10 protein-coding genes are annotated in these 12,262 nt (G+C 52.3%); 5 read left to right on the top strand and 5 right to left on the bottom strand.

Annotation, left to right across the window (positions count from 1 at the left end):
- Positions 1–56: 56 nt before the first annotated feature.
- The 5 genes from HMPREF1640_RS02100 to HMPREF1640_RS02125 form a co-directional block, all read right to left on the bottom strand.
- The gene (locus HMPREF1640_RS02100; RefSeq protein ID WP_036892012.1) at positions 57–1,025 is read right to left on the bottom strand and encodes a M23 family metallopeptidase; all 969 of its coding nucleotides are present in this window, start codon (positions 1,023–1,025) and stop codon (positions 57–59) included.
- A gap of 923 nt (positions 1,026–1,948) precedes the next feature.
- Positions 1,949–4,051 (bottom strand): ATP-dependent DNA helicase RecG, encoded by a 2,103-nt coding sequence (gene recG / locus HMPREF1640_RS02110; protein WP_036892014.1) that lies wholly within the window; start codon positions 4,049–4,051, stop codon positions 1,949–1,951.
- A 17-nt stretch (positions 4,052–4,068) separates the two neighbouring features.
- The gene (locus HMPREF1640_RS02115) at positions 4,069–4,740 is read right to left on the bottom strand and encodes a 2-C-methyl-D-erythritol 4-phosphate cytidylyltransferase (RefSeq protein ID WP_036892015.1); all 672 of its coding nucleotides are present in this window, start codon (positions 4,738–4,740) and stop codon (positions 4,069–4,071) included.
- A 3-nt stretch (positions 4,741–4,743) separates the two neighbouring features.
- The gene (locus HMPREF1640_RS02120; protein ID WP_036892016.1) at positions 4,744–5,313 is read right to left on the bottom strand and encodes a DJ-1 family glyoxalase III; all 570 of its coding nucleotides are present in this window, start codon (positions 5,311–5,313) and stop codon (positions 4,744–4,746) included.
- A 235-nt stretch (positions 5,314–5,548) separates the two neighbouring features.
- On the bottom strand, positions 5,549–6,202 hold the full coding sequence (locus tag HMPREF1640_RS02125) for an MgtC/SapB family protein (RefSeq protein WP_036892018.1): 654 nt from the start codon (positions 6,200–6,202) through the stop codon (positions 5,549–5,551).
- A 300-nt stretch (positions 6,203–6,502) separates the two neighbouring features.
- Between HMPREF1640_RS02125 and HMPREF1640_RS02130 the strand changes: the two genes are divergently transcribed.
- The 5 genes from HMPREF1640_RS02130 to HMPREF1640_RS02150 all read left to right on the top strand — a co-directional run bounded on the left by HMPREF1640_RS02130 (position 6,503) and on the right by HMPREF1640_RS02150 (position 12,250).
- Positions 6,503–7,387: an NAD kinase gene (locus HMPREF1640_RS02130; RefSeq protein ID WP_036892019.1), complete on the top strand. Its 885-nt coding sequence runs from the start codon at positions 6,503–6,505 to the stop codon at positions 7,385–7,387.
- A gap of 93 nt (positions 7,388–7,480) precedes the next feature.
- Positions 7,481–9,247 (top strand): ABC transporter ATP-binding protein, encoded by a 1,767-nt coding sequence (locus HMPREF1640_RS02135; RefSeq protein WP_231565818.1) that lies wholly within the window; start codon positions 7,481–7,483, stop codon positions 9,245–9,247.
- A gap of 16 nt (positions 9,248–9,263) precedes the next feature.
- Entirely contained in the window at positions 9,264–10,214 is a 951-nt protein-coding gene (locus HMPREF1640_RS02140; protein WP_036892021.1) for a thioredoxin-like domain-containing protein, read from the top strand.
- Between the two features lie 47 nt (positions 10,215–10,261).
- Complete coding sequence (locus HMPREF1640_RS02145) at positions 10,262–10,981, top strand: ABC transporter ATP-binding protein (protein ID WP_036892023.1); 720 nt, start codon at positions 10,262–10,264, stop codon at positions 10,979–10,981.
- Between the two features lie 9 nt (positions 10,982–10,990).
- Positions 10,991–12,250, top strand: a complete 1,260-nt coding sequence (locus HMPREF1640_RS02150) for an ABC transporter permease (protein WP_036892025.1) — start codon at positions 10,991–10,993, stop codon at positions 12,248–12,250.
- Positions 12,251–12,262: the final 12 nt, after the last annotated feature.

A 12,262-nucleotide genomic window follows, 5' to 3' on the forward strand; every position in this document is an offset into this window, starting at 1 on the left:
GAACATGTTCAGGCGGGCGTCGCCGTTAAGGGCGCTGTCAGTGTGTCTTAAAAATGTTACACGTACCTTATGATTTGCCCAGGTCGCACTCTTTGATTTTTGCGATAACCGTTGAGCCTGCAAATCTCATTGATTGTCACGCCGCATTTTTTGGCAATAGACTCAAGCGTGTCTCCTTTCACCGCCTTGTAATACACGCGTTCAGGCTGGTTGGCCGCGCTCATGGCGTAGGCGGCCATGTTGTCCTTGCTGCGTCCGGGCACGCCGTATATTTGATCGCGCGTGTATCCGCCGTTGCCCACTTTGCCACGCTCGCGCGTAGCGTTTCTCGACTCCCTTTCGTAAGTGGCCTTGCTGAAGAGCACTTGGTCAGCCACGACATCCTGGTTGCGAAAATCGAAGAACAGCCCAGGGTTTAGCGCCACGCCGCATAGACGTGTCTCGAAGTGCAGGTGGGAACCCGTGCTTCGGCCGGTGTTGCCTCCGAGGCCGATAGGCTCGCCTGCCCTGACCACTTGGTTCTCTCTTACCAATTGTTTGGACAAGTGCCCATAAATGGTCTCCAACCCATTGGGATGGCGTATCACCACATAGTTGCCATAGCCGCGAGGCTCGTATCTCACGATGCGTATCTTGCCGTTGAAGGCCGCGCGGATGGTGTCGCCGATATAAACTTTGATATCAAGGCCTTTGTGTTGGCGTCCCCAGCGATTGCCAAAATTGCTTGTCACAACCCGGCTGGGCGTTGGCATGCAGAAATGGCGAAGGTTGATAATGAATGAGTCGGGTAGCTCTGTTTGGTGATGGGTGTATCTGTTGTTCCATTCGTCTCCATATAGTTGGGCCGCGGGGGATGCGATATTTTCTCTTGCTATGACGCTCCTAACCTCTATGGAGTCCAATTTTTTTGCTCGTCTGTCCACTGGCGCTTGTCGTGCCAACAAATCTTGACCGGCGACAGGCTCTGCCACGAGGGCAAAAAGAAGTGATATGGTCAGGGTCTTTAATGTCTTTTTTAAAGCCATAAGCTCTGTTTTGTACTTTAGATTTTTATGATGGGATGTAGCGTACGTCCCAAAAAGAAAAAAGAGAGATTTGCCAAACGAAATCGGTCTGTTTTCCAAAAGATGTCACAAATATAATAAAAATATCCACTTGTATCCTACAAAACGGTATAAAAATAATTACTATTTAACATAATCTTTTTGTTTTCCGGCCGTGATTAACATTTTGGGGCATGTTGTTCACTATATTGTAATCATTGTAAATTGTGGAAAACCTGAGGCTTCCAATGTGTTTGCGCGTTTGGTTTTCAGAGGATAGCCATTTTGTTGCGCGCCGCTTGAGATGTTGCTTGTTTTGTTCCACGGCTGCGGCATGTAAGTTCTGGGCGAGAACAATGTGGTTGGTGGAACCGTGATGCGCCATGCCCTTGGTCGCGATGCCTTGTGTGTTGTGCCGTATTGTCTCGATGGTCGTGCGACAATGGGCCCGTCGCGGGTGTCATGCCAAGTGGATTGTTGTCAATAAAACGGAGTGAAAAGCGTGTCTTGTAAAATGCGCGCGTTAGGTGTCATGATTGTGTGTTTGAAGTGCCGGGTCACCGTTTTCCGCGTGATTTTTGCCACCGCTTGCGCCGATTGGGCACTGTTCGTGCCACGTTTGGCCGCTAAACGCATGCTGATTAAGGCTTGATGGCGTTGTCATTGGGTAGCGAACGCGCCGCCATTGGGTATCGATGGCAAGGAGAAAAACAAAAAAAACAAAGTGAAAAGGTTGTATGTCTTCACAAGTGGCTTATTTGTAGGCGTTTGCGCAAGTGGCTCATTTTGGCCGTATTTACGAACAAGGCTGTTTCTGTTTGCGAATACGCACGTCACGGAGCGGTTGTTGTCAAAATAATTCGTGTGTTTGTATATCTGTTGCCTCAATCGTCTTTTGTCCATGATCAGCTGATGGCCGACCAGTTTACGTTGGTGTTTCGCAGCTCTTTCAGACGTTTCCAGAACAGGCTGTACTGCTCCTTCTCGCACTGTGGGTCGTCTTCTATGATTTTTTTCGCCTCGTCACGGGCCAACTGGACGATTTGCCCATCGCGAGCTATGTCGGCTATTTTCAGGTCGAACGCGACGCCACTCTGCTGCGTGCCCTCCAAGTCGCCGGGACCTCGCAGCTTCAAGTCGGCCTCGGCTATGCGAAATCCGTCGTTGGTTTGGCACATGATGTCTATGCGTTTGCGCGTCTCGGTGGCCAATTCGTAACCCGTTACCAACAAGCAGTAGCTCTGCTTGGCCCCGCGGCCCACTCGCCCGCGCAGCTGGTGCAGTTGGGACAGCCCGAATCGGTGGGCGTCGAGTATCACCATCACCGAGGCGTTGGGCACGTTCACGCCCACCTCTATGACGGTCGTGGCCACGAGTATCTGTGTCTCGCCGCTCGCGAATTTGCGCATCTCCTCATCCTTCTCTTTGGCTTTCATGCGTCCGTGTATCTTGCTGAGACGGTATTCGGGAAACACCTCGCAAAGGGTCTTGAACCCGTCTTCGAGATTTTTCAGGTCTATTTTCTCGCTTTCTTCTATCAGCGGGAATACGATGTACACCTGCCTGCCTTCCTTGATTTGCTGCCTGATGCCATTGTATAGCGAGGTGGTCTGGTTGTCATATTTATGTATTGTCACAATGGGTTTTCGACCAGGGGGCAGCTCGTCAATGACGCTCACGTCCAAATCGCCGTAGACGGTCATGGCCAAGGTGCGCGGTATGGGCGTGGCTGTCATGACGAGTATGTGTGGCGGCCGCTCGCTTTTGCGCCATAGCTTGGCTCGTTGCGCCACGCCAAATCGGTGCTGCTCGTCCACCACGGCCATGCCCAGCCGCTTGAACACCACCGTTTCCTCGATGATGGCATGGGTGCCCACGAGGATGTCGATGTCGCCTTTGGCCAAATCGGAGAGTATCTTGGCGCGCTTTTTGCCTTTCACCATGCCGGTGAGCAGTTCCACCCGCACGCGCATGCCTTTGAGAAACGAGAGCAGGGTGTCAAGGTGTTGTTCGGCCAGTATCTCCGTTGGGGCCATGATGCACGCCTGAAAGCCGTTGTCCATGGCGATGAGCATGGCCATAAGGGCCACCAATGTCTTGCCCGACCCCACGTCGCCTTGTAGCAGTCGGTTCATCTGCTCGCCCGTGCGCATGTCGTCGCGTATCTCGTGCATCACGCGTTTTTGCGCTCCTGTTAGTTCGAAAGGCAAGTTGTGGTTGAAAAAGCTGTTGAAGATGGGGCCAACTTTGCTGAACACGTAGCCCTTGTATTTTTTCTTTCGTTCGGAGGCGTAGCGTAGGATGTTGAGTTGTACGTAGAACAACTCCTCAAATTTCAGTCGTGTTTGCGCGCGCTGCACGTCGTCCAACGAGCGTGGGTAGTGTATTTTTCTGAAAGCCTCTTCGCGCGGTATCAGGTGCAGTCGCTTGGTCATGTTGGTCGGCAGTGTCTCTGGTATGGCGCCATCGGGTATGCGCGTGACGAGCGTCTTTGTGAGCCTCTCGATGGCGCGCGACTGCATGCCTCTGGCTTTCATCTTCTCGGTGGTGACGTAATAGGGCTGCATGCCCATCTCGTCCAGTTTCAAATCCGCCGCCCGTTCCATCTCGGGGTGCGCGAATTGGTACCGGCCTTGGTAGACGGCGGGCCGCCCAAAGACGATGTACTCATCGCCCACCTTGTAGTTTTTGTAAACATATTGCGAGCCATGAAACCACACGATGTCCGCCACGCCGGTGCCATCGGATAAGTGCGCCACCACGCGCTTCTTGCGATTGCCCATGGCAAACTCCTCGAAACTGAGTATCTTGCCTTTCACTTGCACGAAAGGCATGTCGCCGTTGAGCTCGCATATGGCGTAGACCTTGGTGCGATCCACGTATTTGTAGGGGTAATACTCCAACAGGTCGCGCCATGTGCGGATGTTGAGCTGCCCGCTCAATATCTCCTTTCTGTGCGGGCCTACGCCCGGAAGGTACGTGATGTCTTGTTCAAGGATGTTTCCCATGCTCGCGGTGTGGTGTGTCAGAGGTCTGTCGTGAGCAGCTCGGCGAGTTTCAGGTCGAGTGGGGTGGTGAGCTTGATGTTCTCCCGTTCGCCCTCCACCATGGCTATCGCGTGGCCCAAGCTCTCTATCACCGACGCGTCGTCGGTGAACGATTGGCTGTAGGGCTGGTTGAAAGCGCGCTTGGCCAACGCTATGTCGAAGACTTGTGGTGTTTGCACCGCGCGGAAAAGATCACGCCGCACGTTGTGCGATTGTCCGTTTTCCACATGGCGCAGTGAGTCGGTGACGGGCGTCACGGGTATGGCGGCTTGGTGCTTGCGGGCCGCGGCGAAGCATCGTTCTATGACGGCTGTTGATACGAAAGGGCGCGCGCCATCGTGAAAAGCCACCACGCCATTCGTGCCGTCGGGCACGGCGGCCAATCCGTTTTTGGACGAGTCGAAGCGCGTGGCGCCCCCGTTGACCACGGTGTGCGGTATCTTGAACGCGTGTTTTTGGCACAAATGGAGCCAAAAATCCTGTTGCTCTTGGGGCAGCGCGACGATGATACCTATCGCGTCGCTGTATGCGTTGAAACGCTCTATGGTATGCATCAGCACGGGTTTGCCGCGCAAGGGCAGGAACTGTTTGGGCAGTTCGGTACCCATGCGCAGCCCTTTGCCGCCGGCTACGATGATAGCGTAGTCCATCGCCTATCTCTTTTCCATGAGATGCGCATACTGCATTTTCTTCTGTAACTCGGCCGATTTCTCTTCGCCCACGAAAAAGCTCAGTATGCGATAGGCGTAGGGCAGGGTGGCGGCTGGCCCCTCGCCGGTGATGATGTTGCCGTCTTCTTGGTACAGCTCGGCCGTATAGGTGGCGCCCGTGAGGTATTTCTCGAAGCCGGGCGAGCAAGTGGCTTTTTTGCCTTGGAGCAATCCCAATGACCCAAGCACCATCGGTGCCGCGCAGATGGCGCCAATGCGCTTGCCGCGCTTGTGTTGCTCAATCAACGCTTGGCGCACGCCTTCGTGCTCGTTCAGGTTGGTCGAACCGGGCATTCCGCCAGGCAGGAGCAGCATGTCGGCGTCTGCGTAGTCGGCTGGACTGCCAAATTGCAAGTCGGCTTTCACGGTCACGCCGTGCGACGATTCTACATATTCTGACCCCGTGACGCTCACGGTCTTGATGTCAATGCCCGCGCGACGAAAGATGTCCACGGGAGCCAGCGCCTCTACCTCTTCGAAGCCGTTGGCCAAAAATGTATAAACTTTAGCCATAGTGAGTATGTTTTAAATGCGGAGACAACGTTGTCGCCACAATAATCCTTTACAAACTTACGCAATTTTTTCGATAGATAAGGGCCTGATCGGCTTAAAAATATAAAAAAGGTATATCTTTCGCCGCCTTGACCCTTGTCTCGCGATTGGTGGGAATGTGCTTTAAATCGCTCGCTGGAATGTCGATTTCCTCATTGGCGCCAAATCATCCGATATGGAAAAGTGGCTTGGCGAGCTACTCTATGCTCATCATCGTCACGTCGTCAAACTCGTTCATGTAGTCGAGTATGCGCCTATTGTGGTCGCCGCTTAGCACTTTTATCTCCATTTTGACCTCATAAATGCTGCCGTGCGATGTTCGGCGGTCGTGCAATTCGAACGAGTAGACCTCTTTGCAGTCACTCTTAATTTGCTCGATGACGCGCTTGGCGCTCTCTTTCGAGTCAGAGGTAAACGCTAATTGCAGTGCCGTGGTGCCCACTTGTGGAATGATCTCGTTGAGCACCTCCAATCCAAAAAGGATGAGGCCGGTGACCAGCGCCGCCACATAGAACATCCCGGCGCCACACGCCATGCCGATGGCCGCGGTGACCCATAGGCCTGCCGCCGTGGTGAGGCCGCGCACCACGTTGCGCTGAAAGACGATGAGGCCCGCGCCAAGAAAACCGATACCTGATACCACTTGAGCCGCCACGCGCGAAGTGTCTCTCACAGCGTCGCCAAAACCATATTGCGAAATGATTGTGAACAGGGCCGCGCCAAGCGCCACGAGAAAGTGAGTGCGGAAGCCAGCGTCCTTGGAGCGGTATTCGCGCTCGATGCCCACGATACCCCCAAGTATGAGCGCCAAGACGAGACGAAGGCAGTTTTCAAAAAAAAAGTGGTCCATAATTACAAAGCTGTTTGGTGATACGACAAAGATACTTCTTGTTGTTGGTATAACCAAGCGACAGGCCAATATATTGTATAAGGAAGAAACGGATTTGTAACAAAAGGACGCTTTTGTAAAAAGAATTAAATAAATAATTGGGTTGGCGTCTCGAATTTTCAACAATTCTATGTATATTTGCAAGAGATGTAAGCCCGACGCACTGCGTGGATGGTGATTGCGGCACGCTGCATAGACCGCTTGTTGCGCCATAAAAAGAAATGAGCGGTGGCAGCTCGAAGAATAGCTAACAACAGATATATGGCAAACCGAAAGCTTTGTTTCGCTCTTATCGGCAACGAATACCAGGCTCGAAAGTCAATGGTTGTCCAGCGTGTGTTGGATTATCTCAACGCGCGCGAGGCGGATGTTCGCATTGATCGTGCATACTATAACGTTCTCAGGCAGAAACTGCATGTTGATATTGTGTGTTCGGGCGTGTTTGACGATTGTGATTTTGAGGCCGATTACGTCATCTCGTTGGGTGGTGATGGCACATTTTTAAAAGCCGCCAACCGTGTTGGAGGGCGTAATATACCTATAATAGGTGTCAATATGGGACGGTTGGGCTTTTTAGCCGACGTGCTGCCAGCCGAGATAGAAAACGCCCTTGACGAGTTGTACAAAGGTGATTGTGCGATAGAGGCTCATTCAGTGATAAAGATTGAGGTGGACGGTGAGAAGATAAAAGGCCGGCCGTATGCGTTGAACGATATAGCGGTGCTCAAAAGAGACAACGCCTCCATGATTTCAATCAAGTGCAGTGTCAATGGAAAGTTCTTGGTAACGTATCAGGCAGACGGTCTCATCATAGCCACACCCACGGGCAGCACGGCGTACAACCTGTCTAACGGCGGCCCCATCATCGTGCCTTCCGCGCGTAATTTGGTCATCAGCCCAGTGGCGCCACATAGCCTGAACGTCCGCCCCATCGTAATCAATGATGACAGTGTGATAGACCTTGAGGTGGAAAGTCGCAACCATAATTTCTTGGCTGCCATTGATGGACGTTCGGAAAAGTTGCGCGAGGGTTCAAAAATACGCGTCAAGAAGGCATCCTACGATATAAAAATAGTGAAGCATAAGGGTAGCCATTACTTTTCCACGCTGCGTGATAAGCTGATGTGGGGCATGGATCAACGTTAGGATGTATTGCTCCACGCCATCCTATATAAAGATAAAGAATGAGCGATCGCTAATCATATTGCGTAGCATGGTGGCGACAAGTACACTGCCAAGATGAAAGATTTTGAGCATAAGAACATTTTTTCGGATACAAAACGTACCATGACCGGCACCAAGGGTGTCAACGCGGATGGTTCGCGCGGGTGGCTATCTATATTGCTAACCAAACTGTCGGGTAGTTCGCGGCGATTTTCTTCCACCGCCATCCTGCGGTGGTTGTGGTTGTCATGGCGTGGCAACAGGTTGCAGGCTACGTTGAACGCGCTTATCGGCTTGGCATCGGTTGGCGTTTCTCTCGCTCAGGTTTGGGCCGTTCAGCATGCCATCGACGTGGCGTCCAACCATGTGGATGGTTCTATTTACTGTGCCGTGGCCTTGATGGGCACATTGGTGTTGTGCGGTTTCGCACTCAATATAGCGGGCGTTTGGGTGCGCAATATATTGGGCATACGCGCGCAAAACCGAATGCAGCAACGCATGCTCGACCGTATATTGCGCTCAGAGTGGCAGGGACGAGAGAAAATGCACTCGGGCGATGTGCTCAATCGGCTGGAGACAGACGTTGGCACGGTGGTCAACTTTCTCACCGAGGTCATCCCAAACACGCTGTCGGTGCTCACGCTCTTTGTCGGCGCTTTTTTTTATTTGTTCTCCATGGACGCCACGTTGGCGCTTATCACGGTGGCCATCGTGCCTGTGTTCGTGGTGTTGAGCAAGGTCTATGTAAGACGCATGCGCAAACTTACGCGCGCCGTTCGTAACTCAGACTCTGACGTACAGAGCGTGCTTCAAGAAACCGTGCAGAACCGCATGCTCATCAAGACACTCGAGAGTGAGACCTCGATGGTGGACCGTCTGGAGTCCATGCAGAGCGTTTTACGGCAACGTGTGGTTAAGCGCACGGCCTTTTCGGTTTTCAGCAACTTGGTGCTGAACTTCGGTTTTGCCCTTGGCTATCTTGTGGCTTTTCTTTGGGCGACCATCAGGTTGTCCGATAACACGTTGACATTTGGTGGCATGACGGCTTTCTTGCAATTGGTAAACCGCATTCAGAACCCTGCTCGCAACCTTACGAAGCTTGTTCCCGCTTTCGTGTCGGTGTTCACGGCGGCCGAGCGATTGATGGAGTTGGAGGAAAGCCCATTGGACGAACAAGGCGCCCCCATTGCCATGGAGCCTCCTTGCGGCGTTCGTTTTAGCGGCGTGAGCTATTGTTATGACGACAAGGATGGCGACGTGATACAAGACCTCAATTTCGATTTCCCACCCGGTTCGTGCACGGCGGTGCTTGGCGAGACGGGCGCCGGCAAGACCACTTTGGTGCGCATGATACTCGCGCTCGTCAAGCCACGGAAAGGCAAAGTGGAGATATACAACGAGAAAAAGTGTCGCGAGTTGTCGCCGAGGATGCGTTGCAATTTTGTGTACGTGCCCCAAGGCAACACGCTGATGAGCGGAACCATCAGGGACAACCTGCGTCTTGGCAAGCTCAACGCTACCGACGAGGAGATGAAGTCCGCGCTCAGGGAGAGTTGTGCCGAGTTTGTGTTGGATTTGCCCGAGGGCTTGGACACGGTGTGCTCCGAGTCGGGAGGCGGACTGTCGGAGGGGCAGGCGCAACGCATAGCCATAGCCCGCGCGTTGCTTCGTGGGCGTGGCGTGATGCTCTTCGACGAGGCAACGTCGGCCCTTGACCCGGACACCGAGCGACAATTGTTGCGAAACGTATTGGCCAAACACGACAAGACGGTGATATTTATCACCCACAGGCCAGCCGTGGTGGACTATTGTGACCAAACGTTAAAAATAAAAAAACAATAAAACGCACTTTTAAGTTATGAAAAAGTTGTTATTGATGACCATGCTTCTGCTGGCTGGTGTTGTTATGACAAACGCCCAAGGCAATGTTGAAGACCCTGACGTAAAGTATGCCGCCGACCTGCTTCGGCCAGGCACGGTGGCTCCCGAGTTTGTCGTAGACGCTAAAGACACTACGGATAATACCTCCTTGAGCAGCTTTCGGGGGAGCTACGTGGTGATCGATTTCTGGGCTTCGTGGTGTCCGGACTGCCGAAGGGACATTCCTAAGTTGAAGCAAATCCACGATGAGTACAGTCCGAAGAGTGTGCGGTTCATCGGTGTTTCGTTCGACACCGACCGCGACGCGTGGGTCGGATGCATCCAAAAGAACAAAATGAACTGGCTGCACTACAGCGAGTTGAAGAAATGGAAGAAGGAGAGTAAGATAGACCAAGACTACCACGTGAATTGGATTCCCACCTATTATATAATAGACCCGGACGGCAAGGTGCTGCTCGGCACGGTGGTGTTGGATAAAGTGGAAAACGAACTTCGCAAGTTGAGTGAGAATGGTTTGATAGACAAGCGAGAGATTGAAGATGATAAATGCTGGGCTACGCCTGACGCCCCGGAGTTTCCCGGTGGAGAAGTGGCGCGACAAAAATTTGTTTCCGACAATCTCAAATATCCCGATATAGCGATGCAATATGGGGCGGAGGGAAAGGTAATCATGATGCTTGAGGTGGACGAAAACGGCAATTGTGGTAATTTTAAGGCTGTGGATTGCACTGTCTCAAACTACAATCGCGCTAAATTTGATAAGCTGACCACCTTCAAACAAGAAGAGCTGAAGAAGGCTATATCGCTTGCTTTTGCCAAAGAAGCCTATAACGTGCTGAAAAAAATGCCTGTGTGGAAGCCGGGAGTGTGGAATGGCAAACCGGTCAGGATAAAACTTCGCCAGACCTTTAGATATAATCTTAAATAGTTTGCGGGGCTGCAACCTTTTGCCGTTTCGGCTCGTCAAATACAGCGATGATACATTTAAAGGATATAAACAAGACCTATTTTGGCGCCCAGCCGCTGCATGTGCTCAAGGGAATTGACCTTGACATCGAGGAGGGTGAGTTCGTTTCCATCATGGGAGCGTCAGGGTCGGGCAAGTCGACGTTGCTCAACATCCTCGGCATTCTCGACAACTATGATAGCGGCGAATATGTGTTGGCTGGCACGCTCATCAAGAATTTGAGCGAGAAGCGAAGTGCCGAGTACCGCAACAGGTTCATAGGCTTTATCTTCCAGAGTTTTAATCTCATAGGCTTCAAGACCGCCGTGGAGAACGTGGAGTTGCCGCTGCTCTACCAAGGCGTGTCGCGACGCAAGCGGCATCAGCTGGCCTTGGAGTACCTTGAGCGTTTGGAGCTGTTGCCTTGGGCCGACCATTATCCCAACGAGATGTCCGGAGGCCAGAAGCAGCGGGTGGCCATCGCTCGCGCGCTCATCACCAATCCAAAAGTCATCTTGGCCGATGAGCCTACCGGCGCGCTCGATTCCAAGACGAGTGTGGAGGTGATGAAACTCCTCAAGAGACTAAACAAGGACGAGGGAAAGACCATTGTCGTGGTGACACACGAGAGTGGTGTGGCCAACGAGACTAACAAAATAGTGCATATCAAGGATGGCATGATAGGCAAAATAGAGGAGAACCTTGAACACAACGCGTCGCCATTCGGATTGAATGGACTGATGAAATAGCAGACTGGCATGCTTGACATTCTCGAAGAAATATGGGCAACGGCACGCCGCAACAGGCTGCGCACTGTGTTGACAGGCTTTTCCGTGGCATGGGGTATATTCATGATAATATTCCTCTTGGGTGCCGGCAACGGGTTTATCAATGCTGTCGAGCACAATTCGTCTAACTTTTTGGCCAACTCTATGCAAGTGAGCGGTGGGCGAACGTCCAAGGCTTACGACGGCATGAACGAAGGAAGGGAAATCACGCTCAACGACAGGGACATGCAAACCACTAAGCACAAGTACGCCAATGTGGTCAGGGAGTTGGGCGCACAGGTCATGCAGAGCGACGTTCAAGTGTCTTATGGCAATAACTATGTCAGTGGAACGATATGTGGTGTTTATCCCAACCTTATGCACATCAATAAGATAGAGATGTTGCACGGACGCTTTGTCAACGACATGGACAATGACCAGAGGCGCAAGGCGATGGTCATCAGCGAGAACCAAGCTAAGGAATTGGTGGATGGCGACATAGCCACCTTGGTGGGAAAGGAAGTCAAGGTGGACAACTTCGCGTTTCAAATCGTTGGCATTTACAAAAGCGACATGAGCCAGATGAATGCCCAGTTTTACTGCCCTTTCAGCACAGTTCGTACCATATATAACCGTGGTGACAAAGTGGAAAACATCATTTTTTCTTTCGACGGACTGAACAGCGTGCAGGAAAACGAGGATTTTGAGAAACGCTACACAACCGATTTGAACGCCAACCACAATGCGGCTCCCGATGACGATAACGCCATTTGGATTTGGAACAGGTTTACCCAAAATCTCCAAATGAACACAGGCATGTCCATTATCCGTACCGCTTTGTGGATCATTGGCATCTTCACGCTGCTATCGGGTATCGTCGGCGTGAGCAATATCATGCTTATTACCGTCAAGGAGCGCACCCGAGAGTTTGGCGTGCGCAAGGCCATCGGAGCCACGCCATGGTCCATCCTTCGGCTCATCATTGTCGAGAGCGTCATCATCACCACCTTTTTCGGATATATAGGCATGCTCCTTGGCATTGGGGCCAATGCCTATTTGGATGCCACCGCGGGGTCAAAGACGGTCGACTCGGGATTGTTTGAGATGACCATATTTCTAAATCCCACGGTGGGATTAGGTGTTTGTTTGGAGGCCACGTTGGTGATGATTGTGGCCGGAACCATCGCGGGGATGGTGCCGGCGCGGCGCGCGGCGCGCATCAAACCTATCGACGCGTTGAGAGCCGAATGAGCCAAGGCATGG

This window comes from Prevotella sp. S7-1-8 (assembly GCF_000758925.1).
In the GTDB taxonomy this organism is placed as follows: Bacteria; Bacteroidota; Bacteroidia; order Bacteroidales; family Bacteroidaceae; genus Prevotella.